This is a genomic window from Pseudomonas koreensis, from assembly GCF_025447595.1.
GTDB classification, from domain to species: Bacteria; Pseudomonadota; Gammaproteobacteria; order Pseudomonadales; family Pseudomonadaceae; genus Aquipseudomonas; species Aquipseudomonas koreensis_H.
The window spans coordinates 82,018-97,590 of the sequence record NZ_JAOEJU010000015.1 but is presented as its reverse complement, the minus strand read 5'-3'; the positions used below and the strand labels follow the sequence as shown (position 1 = coordinate 97,590).

At 61.2% G+C, this 15,573-nt stretch carries 14 protein-coding genes; 7 read left to right on the top strand and 7 right to left on the bottom strand.

Annotated elements, in window-relative coordinates; genetic code table 11:
* Window positions 1-70 precede the first annotated feature (70 nt).
* Window positions 71-2,431, top strand: a complete 2,361-nt coding sequence (locus N8H71_RS18540) for a DNA polymerase II (RefSeq protein WP_262195094.1) — start codon at window positions 71-73, stop codon at window positions 2,429-2,431.
* On the opposite strand, the gene N8H71_RS18535 is transcribed toward N8H71_RS18540, so the two are convergent.
* From N8H71_RS18535 to N8H71_RS18525, 3 genes are all read right to left on the bottom strand, one after another.
* On the bottom strand, window positions 2,396-2,866 hold the full coding sequence (locus N8H71_RS18535) for a DUF1810 domain-containing protein (protein ID WP_262195093.1): 471 nt from the start codon (window positions 2,864-2,866) through the stop codon (window positions 2,396-2,398). The genes N8H71_RS18540 and N8H71_RS18535 overlap by 36 nt on opposite strands.
* Window positions 2,867-2,895: 29 nt before the next feature.
* The gene (locus N8H71_RS18530; protein WP_262195092.1) at window positions 2,896-3,717 is read right to left on the bottom strand and encodes an aldo/keto reductase; all 822 of its coding nucleotides are present in this window, start codon (window positions 3,715-3,717) and stop codon (window positions 2,896-2,898) included.
* Window positions 3,718-3,808: 91 nt separating this feature from the next.
* On the bottom strand, window positions 3,809-4,957 hold the full coding sequence (locus N8H71_RS18525; RefSeq protein ID WP_262195091.1) for an aldose epimerase family protein: 1,149 nt from the start codon (window positions 4,955-4,957) through the stop codon (window positions 3,809-3,811).
* Between the two features lie 246 nt (window positions 4,958-5,203).
* On the opposite strand from N8H71_RS18525, the gene N8H71_RS18520 reads away from it, so the two are divergent.
* From N8H71_RS18520 to N8H71_RS18510, 3 genes are all read left to right on the top strand, one after another.
* On the top strand, window positions 5,204-5,953 hold the full coding sequence (locus N8H71_RS18520) for a hypothetical protein (RefSeq protein WP_262195090.1): 750 nt from the start codon (window positions 5,204-5,206) through the stop codon (window positions 5,951-5,953).
* Between the two features lie 81 nt (window positions 5,954-6,034).
* Complete coding sequence (locus N8H71_RS18515) at window positions 6,035-7,249, top strand: MFS transporter (protein ID WP_262195089.1); 1,215 nt, start codon at window positions 6,035-6,037, stop codon at window positions 7,247-7,249.
* Window positions 7,250-7,352: 103 nt separating this feature from the next.
* Entirely contained in the window at window positions 7,353-8,138 is a 786-nt protein-coding gene (locus tag N8H71_RS18510) for a sulfite exporter TauE/SafE family protein (RefSeq protein WP_011335062.1), read from the top strand.
* Here the strand turns inward: N8H71_RS18510 and N8H71_RS18505 are convergent.
* Entirely contained in the window at window positions 8,120-8,596 is a 477-nt protein-coding gene (locus tag N8H71_RS18505; RefSeq protein WP_192561696.1) for a GNAT family N-acetyltransferase, read from the bottom strand. The genes N8H71_RS18510 and N8H71_RS18505 overlap by 19 nt on opposite strands.
* 210 nt (window positions 8,597-8,806) lie before the next feature.
* Between N8H71_RS18505 and N8H71_RS18500 the strand changes: the two genes are divergently transcribed.
* Complete coding sequence (locus N8H71_RS18500) at window positions 8,807-9,373, top strand: DUF4174 domain-containing protein (RefSeq protein WP_007951594.1); 567 nt, start codon at window positions 8,807-8,809, stop codon at window positions 9,371-9,373.
* Between the two features lie 73 nt (window positions 9,374-9,446).
* On the opposite strand, the gene ampC is transcribed toward N8H71_RS18500, so the two are convergent.
* Entirely contained in the window at window positions 9,447-10,613 is a 1,167-nt protein-coding gene (gene ampC, locus N8H71_RS18495; RefSeq protein ID WP_262195088.1) for a class C beta-lactamase, read from the bottom strand.
* Window positions 10,614-10,772: 159 nt separating this feature from the next.
* Here ampC and N8H71_RS18490 point away from each other — a divergent pair, with 159 nt between their 5' ends.
* Entirely contained in the window at window positions 10,773-11,645 is an 873-nt protein-coding gene (locus N8H71_RS18490; RefSeq protein WP_262195087.1) for a LysR family transcriptional regulator, read from the top strand.
* 121 nt (window positions 11,646-11,766) lie between these two features.
* Here N8H71_RS18490 and gudD read toward each other — a convergent pair whose 3' ends face one another.
* Together gudD and N8H71_RS18480 are read right to left on the bottom strand one after the other, a co-directional pair.
* Window positions 11,767-13,110, bottom strand: a complete 1,344-nt coding sequence (gene gudD, locus N8H71_RS18485; protein ID WP_262195086.1) for a glucarate dehydratase — start codon at window positions 13,108-13,110, stop codon at window positions 11,767-11,769.
* 24 nt (window positions 13,111-13,134) lie between these two features.
* Complete coding sequence (locus N8H71_RS18480; RefSeq protein WP_011335053.1) at window positions 13,135-14,481, bottom strand: MFS transporter; 1,347 nt, start codon at window positions 14,479-14,481, stop codon at window positions 13,135-13,137.
* Window positions 14,482-14,845: 364 nt separating this feature from the next.
* Here N8H71_RS18480 and N8H71_RS18475 point away from each other — a divergent pair, with 364 nt between their 5' ends.
* Window positions 14,846-15,562 carry a FadR/GntR family transcriptional regulator gene (locus N8H71_RS18475; RefSeq protein WP_102717055.1) on the top strand — a complete coding sequence of 239 codons (717 nt, stop codon included), beginning with the start codon at window positions 14,846-14,848 and terminating at the stop codon, window positions 15,560-15,562.
* Window positions 15,563-15,573 lie beyond the last annotated feature (11 nt).

Sequence of the window (15,573 nt, the reverse complement as noted above, 5' to 3'; positions counted from 1 at the left end):
AGGGCTTTGTCACGGGTTACGGCAATGCCGCGTAGAATGCCCGTCTGAATCAATTCTTGAGGTCGCAGTGGTGGATTTACAGCAGGGCTTCGTTCTGACCCGGCATTGGCGCGACACCCCGGCCGGCACCGAAGTCGAGTTCTGGCTGGCGACCGACGCCGGGCCGCGCCGCGTGCGCCTGCCGCATCAGCCGTCGGTGGCGTTCATCCCGGCGGCACAGCGCGAGCAGGCCGAGCGGGTGCTGGCGGACGAAAAGAACGTCGAACTGCGCCCCCTGGCTTTGCAGGATTTCGAGCATCGCCCGGTGCTCGGCCTGTATTGCCAGCAACACGGTCAGTTGATGCGCCTGGAAACCGCGCTCAACCGTCACAGTGTCGATGTCTTCGAAGCCGATGTGCGACCGCCTGAGCGCTATCTGATGGAGCGTTTCATCACCGCGCCGGTGTGGTTCAGCGGCACGTCTGATGCCGATGGTTTGCTGCTCGACGCTCACCTCAAGCCTGCGCCCGACTATCGTCCGCAACTGCGACTGGTCTCGCTGGACATCGAAACCACCGAGCAGGGCGAGTTGTATTCCATCGCTTTGGAAGGCTGCGGCGAGCGCCAGGTGTACATGCTTGGCGCGCCGAACGGTGATGACAGCATCGTCGATTTCGACCTCGAGTACTGCGAATCGCGCACCCTGATTTTGAAGAAGCTCAACGACTGGTTCGCCCGCCACGACCCTGACGCGATCATCGGCTGGAACCTCGTGCAGTTCGATTTGCGCATCCTCCACGAACACGCCCGACGCCTCGGCGTGCCGCTCAAGCTCGGGCGCGGCGGCGAGGAAATGCAGTGGCGCGAACACGGCAGCCGCGATCATTACTTCGCGGCAGCGGCAGGAAGGCTGATTATCGATGGCATCGAATCCCTGCGTTCGGCGACCTGGAGCTTTCCTTCGTTCAGTCTGGAGAACGTCGCCCAGACGTTGCTCGGCGAAGGTAAGTCGATCGACAACCCCTACCAGCGCATGGACGAGATCAACCGAATGTTCGCCGAGGACAAACCGGCACTGGCCAAGTACAACCTCAAGGACTGTGAGCTGGTCACGCGGATTTTCGCCAAGACCGAGCTGCTGAAGTTTTTGCTGGAGCGCGCCAGCGTCACCGGCCTGCCGGCGGATCGCAGCGGCGGCTCGGTGGCGGCATTCACTCATTTGTACATGCCGCTGATGCACCGTCAGGGTTTTGTGGCGCCGAACCTTGGCACCAATCCCCCGCAGGCCAGTCCCGGCGGATTTGTCATGGACTCGCAACCGGGGTTGTACGAATCGGTGCTGGTGCTCGATTACAAGAGTCTTTATCCATCGATCATTCGCACATTTCTGATTGACCCGGTGGGGTTGATCGAAGGCTTGCAGCATCCTGACGACAGCGATTCGGTGCCGGGTTTTCGCGGCGCTCGTTTCTCTCGCACCCGGCATTGCCTGCCGTCCATCGTCGCCCGGGTCGCCGAGGGCCGGGAGACCGCCAAGCGCGAACACAACGCGCCCTTGTCCCAGGCGTTGAAGATCATCATGAACGCCTTTTACGGTGTGCTCGGTTCCAGCGGTTGCCGGTTTTTCGATACGCGGCTGGCATCATCGATCACCTTGCGCGGCCACGAAATCATGTTGCGCACCCGGCAGTTGATCGAGGCTCAGGGGCATGCGGTGATTTATGGCGACACCGACTCGACGTTCGTCTGGCTGCGTCGCCCCCACGGTCAGGAAGAAGCGGCGACCATCGGCCGGGCGCTGGTGCAGCACGTCAACGACTGGTGGCGCGAGCATGTGCGCGAGCAGTTCGGGCTGGAAAGCGCCCTCGAATTGCAGTTCGAAACCCACTACAAACGCTTCCTGATGCCGACCATTCGTGGCGCGGAAGAGGGCAGCAAAAAGCGCTACGCAGGCCTGGTGACCCGCGCCGACGGCAGCGAAGAAATGATCTACAAAGGCCTGGAAACCGTGCGCACCGACTGGTCGCTGCTGGCCCGGCAATTCCAGCAGGAACTGTACGAGCGGATTTTCCAGCGCAAGCCGTATCAGGATTATGTGCGCGCGTACGTGCGCAAGACCCTGGCCGGCGAGTTCGACGAGCGACTGGTCTACCGCAAGCGTCTGCGCCGCACCCTCGACGACTATGAACGCAACGTGCCGCCCCACGTGCGCGCCGCACGGCTGGCCGACGATTACAACGCGCAGCACGGTCGCCCGCGCCAGTACCAAAGCGGCGGCTGGATCAGCTACGTCATCACCCTGGCCGGGCCCGAGCCGCTGGAAGTGCGCCGCGCGGCCATCGACTACGACCACTACATCACCCGCCAGCTGCAACCGGTGGCGGATGCGATTCTGCCGTTTGTCGACGACGATTTCTCAACCCTGATCGGGGGGCAACTGGGCCTGTTTTGAATCCAGCAGCTGCAGGGTCCATTCGTCCTGAATGCCGTGGAAGTAACGCTCCAGCGCCTGATGCCAGAGGCTGTCGTCGTCAGCGAACTGGGCGAACAGGGTCATCGATGAGTGGAATTTCAGGTCGTCCGGATGGCCGAAAATCTCGGCAATCGAACGTTGCTGTACGTTCAGCACCAGCTGCGTACACGTGCGCAGTCGGGCGCCGAGCAGCTCATGGGCCAGATAGGCCTTGGCCTCACCGGCCGAGCTGATTGCGAACCGCCGCGACATCTCGCTGCCGCCGAGCCCGGCGAACTGCGGGAACACGAACCACATCCAGTGGCTGCGCTTGCGGCCCTCGCCGAGCTCGCGCTGGACCCGTTCGAACACCGGGTCCTGGGCGAGCACGAAGCGTTGCAGGTTGAATGGATCGTCCTGATCAGTGCTTCTCATGGCGAAGCCCTCTGTCAGTCGGCGGTGGCTCAGACCATGGCCAGCCGCTGCTTGCGTTGTGGCGCGTGAAACGCCTGGTCCAGCGCCGCCAGATCCCCGGCTTCGAGTTGCAGCTGCGCCGCTTGTGCATTGAGCTGCACGTGTTCCGGGCGCACGGCCTTGGGAATCGCAATCACCCCATCCTGACGCAGAATCCACGCCAGCGAAACCTGTGCCGGGGTCACGCCGTGACGAGCGGCAATCTGTTTCAGCACCGGCTCGGCAAGCATCGCGCCGCCCTGGCCGATCGGGCAGTACGCCATCAGCGGCATACGCTGTTGCTGGCACCACGGCAGCAGGTCGAATTCGATGCCGCGCTCTTCCAGGTTGTACAGCACCTGATTGGTCGCGCAGGCCGAATTCGACAGTTCCTCAAGATCGTCGACATCGAAGTTCGACACGCCCCAGCGACCGATCTTGCCGTCCTCGCGCAGACGCTCGAAGGCTTCGACGGTTTCTTCCAGCGGATACTGGCCGCGCCAATGCAGCAGATAGAGGTCGATGTAATCGGTGTCGAGCCGGCGCAGACTGCGCTCGCAAGCCTGGGGAATGCCTTTGCGGCTGGCGTTGTGCGGGTAAACCTTGCTGACCAGGAATACTTGATCGCGCAGGCCGGCAATGGCTTCGCCAACCACTGTTTCGGCACCGCCCTCGGCGTACATTTCGGCGGTGTCGATCAGGGGCATGCCCAATTCGATGCCGCTGCGCAGGGCTGCGACTTCACGCTTGTGCGCCGAGCGGTCTTCGCCCATGCGCCAGGTGCCCTGGCCAATCACCGGAACCTGCACGCCAGCCAATTCGAGGGTACGCATTCAAACCTCCTTTCTGAAACGGTCGATACCTTGAGTGGGCAGCAGGATAGCCCACGGGTTCCGTCCGGTTCCAGAAAGGAGGCGAGGGTCGCTACTTCGCGGAAAACTTCAACACCACGCTCTGGGTGTAGGTCTGGCCGGGATCGAGGCGAGTGCTCGGGAAGTTCGGCTGGTTCGGCGAGTCCGGGTAGTGCTGGGTCTCCAGGGTGAACGCGCCCCAGTGCGGATAGACTTTGCCACCCTTGCCCTTGACCGTGCCGTCGAGGAAGTTGCTGGTGTAGAACTGCACGCCCGGTTCGTTGGTGAACAGTTGCAAGTGGCGACCGGATTGCGGGTCGCTGACTTCGGCGGCGAGTTTGCTCGCGTCCCCTTTGGTGTCCAGCGCCCAGTTGAAATCGAAGCCGCCGTGTTTTTCTTCGGCGAATTTCAATTGCGGGTGATCGGCCTTGATGTGCTGGCCGATGGCGGTGGGTTTGGTGAAGTCCATTGGTGCGCCGGCCACGGGGGCCAGTTCGCCGGTCGGGATCAGCTTGGCGGTGACCGGGGTGTAATGGCTGGCGTGAAGGGTGGCGACTTGCTTGAGGATGTCGCCATTGCCGGCGCCGGCGAGGTTGAAGTAGCTGTGGTTGGTCAGGTTGAGCACCGTCGGTTTGTCGGTGCTGGCCTTGTAGTCGATGCGCAGCTCGTTGGAGTCGGTGAGTCGGTAGGTCACTTCGGTGGTGAGGTTGCCGGGGAAACCCATCTCGCCATCCGCCGACAAATACGTCAGGGTCACGCCGACCGAATCCTGGTCCTTGGTTTCCTTCGCTTTCCAGACCTTTTTGTCGAAGCCCTGAGTGCCGCCGTGCAAGGCGTTGGTCTTGTCGTTCTGCGGCACTTGATAGCGTTTGCCGTCGAGCTCGAAGGCGCCATCGGCCAGGCGATTGCCGAAGCGGCCGATGGTCGCGCCGAAGTACGCGGTGCCTTTCTGGTAACCCTGCACATCGTCGAAGCCGAGGACGATGTCGTCGAGCTTGCCGTGTTTGTCCGGGACGTGCAGCGCCTGCAAGGTCGCACCGTAGGTGATGACCGTGGCCTGCATGCCGTGGCTGTTGCGCAGGATGTATTGCTCGACGGGCGTGCCGTCATTGGTTTTGCCGAAGGCTTTGTGCTCGCTGGACAGGCCGGCGGCCTGGGCGGAGAGAGTGGCGATCATCAGGGACAGTCCGAGGCCGCAAAGTGAGTGTCGGGATTGAAGCATGGTTGACCTTCCTTTTTGTTGTTGTTTTAAAAATCTCTAAATAGTCATGCTAATTAATGTTTGAGTGAAGATTTATAGCGGATGAAACGGTTAATGCAAAAATAAAGTCGGACTAAATTCATTGGGCAGCGTGCGCCGAAGGTCGGGAATCCACGCCGGCACTGCACTTTTGCGAAATCCCCGGCTCTATCCATGGCCAGGGTGCGGTGACTTCCGCCGCACAGGAACGTGTCCGTCAAAGAATTCATGCCGAGAGTTTTGCACCCCATCGCTGCATTCATTCATCGCCCATGCCTGCTGCTGGCCTGCCTGTCGACGCTGTTGCTCGGCGGTTGCAGCCATCAGGACGGCGACAATTTCATCACTCAGATGCGCGAGGGCCGGCCTCAGGAGTTTCTCCAGACCAGCGTCGATCGCATGGCCACGCTGGCGATGCGTGACAACCTCGACAGCCTCTATCGACTGATGGGCAAGTTGTATTTGCGTAACCCGGACGAGCTACGCAAATCCGGCTTCCTCGATATCAGAACCGCCGTCAAACAGGTGCGGCTAGCCATCGAACAACAGCAACCGTTGCCCACCCTCGGCGGCAAGAAGGATCTTGCAGCGCTGAGCTATGCCATGAGCCCTGAATTCCTCGGCGACCGGGTCGGCGCGTTTATCTATGCGATCGGCAGCATGTTGGTCACCGCCCACGGCAATCGCACCGAGTTCTACATGACCGATGCGATCAACCCGACCTTCGTCAACAACGCCGCGCGCAACATCGAGAAAGCCACGTGGATCCTCGCCCAGCGGCAGAACAAGGAAGGCCAGCCGCTGCTGTTTTCCAACGAGATTTCCGAGGAGGGCAGCAACCTGAGCTTCGCCACGGAGTTCGGCAAAGTCGTGGCGCGTCTGGATCTGCTGACCCAGATGCTCGACGAGCGCTATCGGCGCATCGGCCTGAATTACGCCCAGAGCCTGCTGTTTTTGAATTTTTTGCCCGTGCAGTGAGCCAGGTCGGTTAGAGTGGCGGACGATGAGATTTGTATACAATCCGCCGTCCGATTTGACTCAAAGGGAGCTGCACCCGTCATGACCGACCCCGCAAGCGCCGAATACACCCGCCTGGAACGTGCCACTCGCACGGAAAAACTGCCTTACGCTGCGCTGCTGGCGTTTGCCATGACCGGCTTCATTGCCATCCTCACCGAGACCCTGCCGGCCGGTTTGTTGCCGCAGATCGGCACCGGCCTGAACGTCAGCGAAGTATTGGCCGGGCAACTGGTGACGCTGTATGCGCTGGGCTCGATTGTCGCGGCGATTCCGCTGACGGTCGCCACCCGAGGCTGGGGGCGCAAGCGGGTGTTGTTGATGACGGTCGGCGGGTTTCTGCTGTTCAACACCATCACCACGTTCTCCAGTCATTACGGACTGACCCTGACGTCGCGGTTTCTGGCCGGAATGGCAGCGGGGCTTTCGTGGGGGATCATGGCCGGTTACGCGCGCGGGATCGTGCCGGTGCATCAGCAGGGCCGGGCGCTGGCGATTGCCATGCTCGGCACTCCGGTGGCGCTGTCGCTGGGCACGCCGGCCGGTACCTGGCTGGGCAATGTGATCGGCTGGCGCGCCTCGTTCGGGATCATGTCGGCACTGGCGCTGGTACTGGCGGCGTGGATCGTTATCGCGGTGCCGGATCGTCCGGGCCAGGCCCACGCCGAACGGTTGCCGTTGATGCAGTCGCTGCGTCTGCCCGGCGTGCGCCCCGTGCTGTTTGTGGTGCTGACGTGGATGCTCGGCCACAACATTCTCTACACCTACATCGCGCCGTTTCTGACGCAGGCCGGTCTTGGCGAGCGGGTCGATCTGGTGTTACTGGTCTTCGGTCTTTTTTCGTTGCTGGGGATCTGGATCATCGGTCTGTTGGTGGATCGCTGGCTGCGCGGGCTGGCGCTGATCAGTCTCGCAGTGTTTGCCGTGACCGCACTGGTGCTGGCACTGGTCGCGCCGTCGCCTTGGCTGATTTATGCGTGCATGGCGGTGTGGGGCCTGTCGTTCGGCGGCTCGGCGACGTTGCTGCTCACCGCCGCAGCGGACTCCGCCGGGGAACACGTGGATGTGGTGCAGGCGATGCTCACCACTTCATGGAACGTGGCGATTGCCGGCGGCGGATTGTTTGGCGGCTTGCTGCTGGGCCGGGCAGGGGCGATGTCGTTTCCGTGGGCGTTGCTGATCCTGTCGCTGATCGCACTCGCCACGGTCTGGATCAACAGCACCCACAGTTTCAAACCGGGCCGGCGACAGCACTGACACTTAAAATTGCATAACGATAGATCCGATCGATATAGGTCGTTATAAGAAAACTGGTTATGCTGCGGGCCGGATTTTTCCTGTGGTTTGTCTGGACGTCTTAATGGAATTGGCAAATTTCGGCCTGGTGATTGCCGGGCTGGTCGTGGGGTTCATCGTTGGCATGACCGGTGTCGGCGGCGGTTCGTTGATGACGCCGATCCTGCTGTGGTTCGGCATCAATCCGGCCACGGCGGTGGGCACGGATTTGCTGTACGCGGCCATCACCAAATCCAGCGGCGTGCTGGTCCACAGGAAGAACAAGAACATCGACTGGGCGATCACTGGCTGGCTGACCCTGGGCAGTGTTCCGGCGGTGGCGATGACCTTGTGGTTCCTCAGCACCCTGCACACCGCGCCGGACGCGATGAACGCCATCATCAAGCAGGCGCTGGGCTTCGTACTGTTCGCCACGGCGCTGGCGATTCTGTTCAAGAAACGCCTGCTGGAGTTCGCCCACAAACGGGCCGGCGGCAACTACAACCCCAGCGGCGCGCGCCTGAATGTCATGACCGTGATCACCGGTCTGATCCTCGGCACCATGGTTGCCCTGACCTCCATCGGCGCCGGCGCCCTCGGCACCGTCGCGCTGTTCATCCTCTACCCGCTGCTGCCGACTCGCCGTCTGGTCGGCACCGAAATCGCCCACGCCGTACCACTGACCCTGGTCGCCGGCCTCGGCCACGCGAGCATGGGCAACATGGACTGGGGCGTGCTGGGCTTTCTGCTGGTCGGCTCGTTGCCGGGCATCTGGCTCGGCAGTCACCTGACCGGTCGGGTCTCCGATGAACTGCTGCGCCCGTGCCTGGCAACGATGCTGGTGTTGATCGGTTACAAGCTGGCGTTCTGATCGAGCGCCCGCTTCATCACGGTTACCGGCAAACCGTCGTATTCCGTTTCCTCCAGCACCTCCCAACCCAGCCGCGCATACAGCGATTGCGCGGCATCGGTGTACAGGTACAACTGCGGCACACCCAGTGCGGCAGCTTCCTCTACGATGCGGTTGACCAGTTGCGAGGCGATCCCGCGGCCACGCTGTTCGGCCTTCACGTAGACCCCGGCCAGCCACGGCGTCAATTGCGGGCGCGTGTCCATGTCGCTGTCGATCAGCAGCGCACCGCCGAGCAGTTTTCCGTCTTCGATCGCCACCACCACGCTGGGGATCGCGCCTTTACCGCAGGCAGCGCGCATACGTTCGGTGCGGCTGGCGAGGGTGTCTTCAGGGCTGTACTGGCCCCATTCCTTGAAGTTGAGTTCGGCCAGTTCCTCGATCAGTTGCGGGTGATGGCAGAGATAGTCGATGTGCATGCGCGTTGAACTCCATTTCATAGGCAGAGCTGTCACCCTAATGCGGTCATAAAAGGTAATCAAATGCGCGACATGATCGCGCCCAACCGGTTGCGCAAAATCGGTGCTGACCTAAGCTTTGGGCAAGGCGAAACACTTTTGCCGGGCACCCCCCGGAACAATCGCCGCGATGCGCAATCATTAGAGCGTGGATATCAAAAGGAGATGCGCATGCTCATCAGGTCACTGACCCTGACACTCTTGCTGGCGATTGCCGGCCCCCTGTTCGCCGCCGACGGCGATTCCCCTCTGGACGTCGACAAGGGCATTAACCGCCCGGTGATCGTGATCGCTTCCAGTACGGTCGATTCTTATTGGGTCAGCCTGAAAAAAGCGCTGGACGACCCGGCCAACAAACAAGGCATCGCCGACCGCAAGATCAAGGTTTACACCATCCTGAGCATGAGCGGTCAGGTCGATGGCAAAAGCCTGGAGCAGCAGCAAACCATGGCGCTGCTGCGCTCGCTGAAGCTGGGCGCCGGGGCGTATCCGAAGGTCTTTCTGGTGGGCAAGGATGGCGAGACCAAACTGACGGCTTCGGGGGATGAAGCGGCGGCGGTCGATTTGAAGAAAATCTTCGACACTATTGATGCGCTGCCGGCCGCCGAGAAAGAGACCACCTCCACCGTGGTTACTGCCCCGGCCGCTGCAGAACCGGCGCCGGCCAAGGGCGCGAAAGGGACTAAGCCGGCCAAGCCAACCAAACCGGCCAAGCCGCCGGAAATGCCGGATGATTGATGTTCTGATTCAGGGGTGATCAGAAAAGAAAAAACGGGCGACCTGAGAAGGTCGCCCGTTTTTTATGGCGTGATTACCGGGTCAATTCACCCAGAATCCTGTGCGCAATCTTCACCCGTTCTCCATTTGGATAGTTGCGGTTCGCCAGAATCACGATCCCGACTTTCTTCGATGGCACGAACGCGACATACGCGCCGTAGCCAGCGGTGGAGCCAGTCTTGTTCAGCAGCACGTTCGCCGGTTCAGGCTGTGGCGGATTCAGCCATTTGACCTTGTGCGGTTCCATGGCCATTGGCGTCGAGTTGCCGTCCAGCAGGCGGTCGAGGCTGATCGGGTAGGTGTAGCGTTCCCAGCCCAGGCCCTGGGTCATGTCGCCGACGGTGTAGTAACCGGTGTGGGTGAGGGCGATGGCTTTTTGCAGAGGTGTTTCGAGTTTGGCGGTGTCGAGGTTGGTCTGGACGTATTGCAGCAGGTCGGCGGCGCTGGTTTTCACGCCGTAGGCTTCGGAGTCGAGGGCGCCGGGGCTGACGCGAACCGGTTTGTTGTTCTTGTCGTAGCCCTGGGCGTAGAGCTTCTCTTCAGAGGCCGGCACTGACAGGAAGGTGTGCTTGAGCCCGAGTTTCGGCAGCAGAGTTTCAGTCATGACCTGATTGAACGGTTGGCCGAGGCTTTTCGCCGCAAGGTAGCCGAACAGGCCGATGCTCGGGTTGGAGTACAGGCGCTGGCTGCCGGCCGGATAAGTCGGTTTCCACCGTTGGTAATAGCCGAGCATCTTGTCGGAAGAATCCGCGGTATCCGGGAATTGCAGCGGCAGGCCACCGGCGCTGTAGGTGCCCAGTTGCAGCAGACTGATGTGGTCAAAAGCGCTGCCTTTGAGTTCGGGCCAGTGCTGGCTGGCCTTGTCGGAGAATTCCAGTTTGTCGCTGGCCTGGGCGTAGGCGGCGAGGGTCGCGGTGAAGGTTTTGCTCACCGAGCCGATTTCGAACAGGGTGTTTTCGCTCACCGCTTGCCCGGTGCTCTTGTCGGCGACACCGTAGTTAAAATAATGCGTCTTGCCATCGACTGTCACGGCCACGGCCAGACCCGCGATGTCCTGTTGCTGCATGACCGGGGTCACGGTGGTCTTGACCAGCGCCTGCAACTGATCGTCGGTTTGCGGGGCGGCCAGGCAGGTGGCGGCGCTGAAGAAAAGTCCGAAAGCGCTGAAGGACGTGAGTTTGTTCAGGTTGATCGAAGACATGCTTGAACCACTCTCCATGAGTGTTGATGGTGTTATCCCGCTACACTGCGAGCGTTTTTTCATCGGGTTGCTGATCAGCGCCGCAAATCTAGGCACTCCGACGGTATTCGACAAACGATGAAAACTCGGACGAGCCATTAGAAAAATTTGGGACCTGGCATGATTCGACCTCAATTGCCCTTGAATGCATTGCGCGCCTTTGAAGCTTCTGCGCGCCACCTGAGCTTCACCCGTGCGGCCGTGGAGTTGTGCGTGACCCAGGCGGCCGTCAGCCATCAGGTCAAAAGCCTCGAGGCGCAACTCGGCGTGATCCTGTTCAAACGCTTGCCCCGTGGGCTGATGCTGACCGGCGAGGGCGAAACCCTGCTGCCGGTGCTGACCACCTCGTTCGATCATATCGCGCAGATGCTCGAGCGTCTGGCGGGCGGGCAATATCGGGAAATGCTCACGGTCGGCGCGGTGGGCACCTTCGCCGTGGGCTGGTTGTTGCCGAGGCTGGCGGACTTTCAGGCGAAACATCCGCTCATAGATTTGCGGCTGTCGACCAACAACAATCGGGTGGACGTCGCCGCCGAAGGGCTGGATTACGCGATCCGGTTTGGCGCCGGGGCGTGGCACGGCATCGAGGCGACCCGTTTGCTGGAGGCGCCGTTGTCGGTGCTTTGCGTGCCGGAAATCGCCCGGCAATTGCATAAGCCGGGGGATCTTTTGCAGCAGCGTTTGTTGCGTTCCTATCGCACCGATGAGTGGCCGGAATGGTTTCATGCGGCGGGGCTGGCGACCCATGCCGCGCCGCCCCAGAGCATCGTGTTCGACTCGTCGCTGGCGATGATGGAGGCGGCGTTGCAGGGCGGCGGGGTGGCGTTGGCGCCGCCATTGATGTTTGCCCGGCAACTGGCGGCGGACCTGATCCGCCAACCCTTTGCCATCGAAATCACCACCGGCAGCTATTGGCTGACGCGGTTGCAGTCACGGCCGGAGACGTCGGCGATGGCGGCGTTCAAACACTGGTTGCTGGAAATTTCAGGCTAGTGAAAGTCCTTGTGGGAGCGAGCTTGCTCGCGAAGACGGCCTCAAATTCGAAAAAATTATCGACTGACACTCCGCCATCGCGAGCAAGCTCGCTCCCACAGGAAATTGCGTTGAATCCGGGTCAGCGCACCAGGCAAGGACGCTTGTTATCGAACGTCCAGCCCGGAATCAGAAACTGCATTGCCACGCTGTCATCCCGCGCGCCGAGACCCATGCCTTTATAGAGTTCGTGGGCTTTGGCCACCTGGTCCATGTCCAGTTCCACACCCAGCCCCGGTTTCTTCGGCACCTGCACGCAGCCGTCGACGATTTGCAGCGGCGCCTTGGTCAGGCGCTGGCCGTCCTGCCAGATCCAGTGGGTGTCGATGGCGGTGATGTCGCCCGGCGCGGCGGCCGCGACGTGGGTGAACATCGCCAGGGAAATGTCGAAGTGGTTGTTGGAGTGCGAGCCCCAGGTCAGGCCCCATTCATGACACATCTGCGCCACCCGCACCGAACCCTGCATGGTCCAGAAATGCGGGTCGGCCAACGGGATGTCCACCGACTGCAACTGAATCGCGTGGCCCATTTCGCGCCAGTCGGTGGCGATCATGTTGGTGGCGGTTTTCAGCCCGGTGGCGCGGCGGAATTCGGCCATCACTTCACGTCCCGAATAACCGTTTTCCGCACCGCACGGGTCTTCAGCGTAGGCCAGCACATGATGCTGGTCGCGGCACAGACGGATCGCTTCTTTCAATGACCACGCGCCGTTCGGATCGAGGGTGATGCGGGCGTCAGGGAAGCGTTCCGCCAGTGCGGTCACCGCTTCGATTTCGGCATCGCCGCTGAGCACGCCGCCCTTGAGCTTGAAGTCCTTGAAGCCGTAACGCGCATGGGCAGCCTCGGCGAGACGCACCACGGCGTCGGCGGTCATGGCTGTCTCGTGACGCACGCGGAACCAGTCGTTGTCGGCATCCGGTTCGCTGCGGTAGGCGAGGTCGGTCTCCCGGCGATCGCCCACGTAGAACAGATAACCGAGCATATTCACTTCATCGCGCTGCTGACCTTCACCGAGCAATGCGGCCACCGGCACGTCGAGATGCTGGCCGAGCAGGTCGAGCAGGGCTGCTTCCAGGCCGGTGACCGCGTGGATGGTGATGCGCAGGTCGAAGGTTTGCAGGCCACGGCCGCCGGCATCGCGGTCAGCGAAGGTCTGGCGCACCTGGTTGAGGATCTTCTGATACGTGCCGATCGGGCTGCCGACCACCAGGCTGCGGGCGTCTTCGAGCGTCTGGCGGATGCGGTCGCCGCCGGGCACTTCACCGACGCCGGTGTGGCCGGCGTTGTCCTTGAGGATGACGATGTTGCGGGTGAAAAACGGCCCGTGGGCGCCGCTCAGGTTGAGCAGCATGCCGTCGTGGCCGGCCACCGGGATGACTTGCATCTCGGTGATGATCGGGGCTTTGGCGATGTCGTGTGCGGTCATTTGGCGTTGTCCTTTCAAACAGATTCAGGCGTGTTTCGGCGCGGCATCGGCCACGGCGACGTCAGGTGCGGATTTGGGTGTCATGCGGGCGGCGAACACGATGATCGCGGCGATGATCGAGGTCGCGGCCAGACCATAGAGGCCGCCCTGGATCGAACCGGTGTGTTGTTCCAGCAGGCCGAAGGTGGTGGGGGCGACGAAGCCGCCGAGGTTGCCCACCGAGTTGATCAGCGCGATGACGGCAGCGGCGATCCGTGCATCGAGGTAGGCCTGCGGAATCGGCCAGAACAGCGACGACGCGGATTTGAAACCCAGTGCGGCAAAGCAGATCGCGACGAAGGCAAAAATCGGCCCACCGGTGGTGGACATGAACATCCCCGCAGCGGCGATCAGCAATGCAGTGGCCACCCACGCCTGCTGGTGTTTCCACTTCGCCGAGAACGAGGCGAATGCGTACATGCCGATGATCGACAGCAGCCACGGAATCGAGTTGAAGAGGCCGACCTGGAAGTCGCTCATCTCGCCCATTTTCTTGATGATGCTCGGCAGCCAGAACGTCGCCGCGTAGATGGTCAATTGAATGAAGAAGTAGATCAGGCAGAACAGGATGATCTGGCGATCCTTGAGCAGTTTGCCCAGCGACGGCCGGATCGGGGTCGCGGCTTCGCGGGCTTTCTGTTCATCGTCGATGGCCTTGACCAGCGCGTCCTGCTCGGCGCGGGTCAGCCATTTCGCATCGTGGGGCTTGGCGTCGAGCCAGAACCACACAAATACGCACAGGCCAACCGAGAACATTCCCTCAATGAAATACATCCACTGCCAGCCGTGCATGCCCAGACCTTCGATCTGCAACAGCAGGCCGGACAACGGGCCGGAAATCAGCGAGGCCACGGCCGAACCGCTGAGGAAGATCGCAATCGCCTTGCCGCGCTCGGCTCCCGGCAACCAACGAGTGAAGTAGTAGATCACCCCGGGAAAGAACCCGGCCTCGGCCACGCCGAGCAGAAATCGCAGGATGTAAAAGTGGGTTTCGTTCTGGATGAACGCCATGCCGGCGGCTACCAGACCCCAGGTGAGCATGATGCGGGTCAGCCAGATTCGCGCGCCGACCTTTTGCAGCAACATGTTGGAAGGGACTTCGAACAGCGCGTAACCGATGAAGAACAGTCCGGCACCGAAACCGTAGGCCGCGGCACCGATGCCGAGGTCGTGTTCCATGTGGGTGCGGACGAAGCCGATGTTCACCCGGTCAATGTAATTGACGATGAACATGATGACGAACAGCGGCAGGACGTGGCGTTTGACTTTGGCAATGGCGGAGGACAGCACGGAATCGGCGCCCTCGTTCATCCCGGCAATGGATGATTTCACTTGGTTTTCTCCCACTCGTTATTTTTATGCGGGGTGTGTCTGGTGTTGCGTTGTTGATAGACATCATACAACTAGATTTTTTTGTCCTACAAGCGGGAGTGCTCAATCAAATTTGACTACGGGAGGCGTTTTTTATGCTTTTTAAGATTTTAAGTGCCGTGTTTGTTGGCTTCTGTAAGCGTTTTATCAGATATGGCAGAGCATTCCATGTCAGTGATCGTGGGGCGATTGTTCGGCGCAGTGGAAGATTTTCTACCTAAAATCGAGTGTTGTCATACAAGTTAGGTTTCAGAATTCATAGGAGCTCATACAAGTCATCGCCGCCAGTGCTACGATCGGCTTGCCCCGATCACCGGAACCGACCATGCAAGAAGACCTCGACGCTCCCGCCCGCAAACGCGCGCACAACCTGGCCCATGACCTGGTGGAAAAACTCACCCAGAGCATCCTGCTCGGCCAGATGTTGCCCGGTGACAAGTTGCCCTCGGAAAACTCGATCGTTCAGGAGCACGGGGTCAGCCGAACCGTGGTGCGCGAGGCGATTTCCAAATTGCAGGCGTCAGGGCTGGTGGAGACGCGGCACGGCATCGGCACCTTCGTGATAGAGCGCGCGCCGGAGCAGGGATTGCGACTGAATGTCGACACCGCGCTGGGCGTGCGCAGCATTCTCGAATTGCGCATGGGCCTGGAGACTCAAGCGGCTGCACTGGCGGCGCAGCGCCGTACCGAGCAACAGTTGGCGCAGATGCGTCAGGCGCTGGACGACTATCAGCGTCTATTGGCCAACAACGACAGTTGCGTCGAAGCCGACCGGCGCTTCCACCTGTTGATTGCCGAAGCCACCGGCAATGTCTGCTTCACCGAAATCATGCAGCACCTGGGCAGCGCGATGATTCCGCGCACCCGGGTCAATGCTGCCGAACGCGGGGCGGTGGATTTGAGCAAGCTCGGGCAACTGGCGAATCTTGAGCATGAGGCGATCCTCAACGCGATCAAGCGTCAGGACCCGGACGCGGCGCGTGCGGCGATGTGGCTGCACCTGACCAACAGTCGTGACCGCTTTTCAGCAGGCGGCGCGTAACGCCGCCGCGA

Bases quoted from the DNA above. Each gene is read 5' to 3' on its own strand.
- N8H71_RS18535 (WP_262195093.1), bottom strand. From the start codon at position 2,866: ATGAGAAGCACTGATCAGGACGATCCATTCAACCTGCAACGCTTCGTG.
- N8H71_RS18530 (WP_262195092.1), bottom strand. From the start codon at position 3,717: ATGCGTACCCTCGAATTGGCTGGCGTGCAGGTTCCGGTGATTGGCCAG.
- N8H71_RS18525 (WP_262195091.1), bottom strand. From the start codon at position 4,957: ATGCTTCAATCCCGACACTCACTTTGCGGCCTCGGACTGTCCCTGATG.
- N8H71_RS18520 (WP_262195090.1), top strand. From the start codon at position 5,204: ATGCCGAGAGTTTTGCACCCCATCGCTGCATTCATTCATCGCCCATGC.
- N8H71_RS18515 (WP_262195089.1), top strand. From the start codon at position 6,035: ATGACCGACCCCGCAAGCGCCGAATACACCCGCCTGGAACGTGCCACT.
- N8H71_RS18510 (WP_011335062.1), top strand. From the start codon at position 7,353: ATGGAATTGGCAAATTTCGGCCTGGTGATTGCCGGGCTGGTCGTGGGG.
- N8H71_RS18505 (WP_192561696.1), bottom strand. From the start codon at position 8,596: ATGCACATCGACTATCTCTGCCATCACCCGCAACTGATCGAGGAACTG.
- N8H71_RS18500 (WP_007951594.1), top strand. From the start codon at position 8,807: ATGCTCATCAGGTCACTGACCCTGACACTCTTGCTGGCGATTGCCGGC.
- ampC (WP_262195088.1), bottom strand. From the start codon at position 10,613: ATGTCTTCGATCAACCTGAACAAACTCACGTCCTTCAGCGCTTTCGGA.
- N8H71_RS18490 (WP_262195087.1), top strand. From the start codon at position 10,773: ATGATTCGACCTCAATTGCCCTTGAATGCATTGCGCGCCTTTGAAGCT.
- gudD (WP_262195086.1), bottom strand. From the start codon at position 13,110: ATGACCGCACACGACATCGCCAAAGCCCCGATCATCACCGAGATGCAA.
- N8H71_RS18475 (WP_102717055.1), top strand. From the start codon at position 14,846: ATGCAAGAAGACCTCGACGCTCCCGCCCGCAAACGCGCGCACAACCTG.